Genomic DNA, 285 nt, shown 5'->3' with positions numbered 1-285 from the left:
CGCTGTCCTGTACCGCCGCCTGCGCCGCGCCGCCGTCAATGCTGACCGTGACCGTTACCACATCACTGTCGGTCGCGATCGCAAAGCCCGGCGTGGTGTCATTGGTCTGATTATCGCCCGCCACGCCGGTGTCGTCGCTCAGGGTGACCCCCGGCGCGGATATGGCGGTGTCCACCGTCACGTCAAGCGCCCCGGAAGTGGCCACGTTGCCCGCGTCGTCGGTCACCCGCACCTGCACAGCATAGTCACCGTCGGTCAGTTCCGGCGCGGTAAAGCTCCATATCC

1 protein-coding gene is annotated in these 285 nt (G+C 66.7%); it reads right to left on the bottom strand.

Annotation, left to right across the window (positions count from 1 at the left end; genetic code table 11):
- Nucleotides 1-285, bottom strand: a 285-nt coding sequence (locus ETV65_RS24995; protein ID WP_165383777.1) for an Ig-like domain-containing protein, incomplete at both ends; no start/stop codon positions are given.

Origin of the sequence: Rahnella sp. RFA10(1/100), from assembly GCF_004195115.1 — a bacterium.
Taxonomy (GTDB): Bacteria; Pseudomonadota; Gammaproteobacteria; order Enterobacterales; family Enterobacteriaceae; genus Rahnella; species Rahnella perminowiae.
The sequence above is the reverse complement of the archived record's forward strand: the minus strand, read 5'-3'. Positions and strand labels throughout refer to the sequence as shown.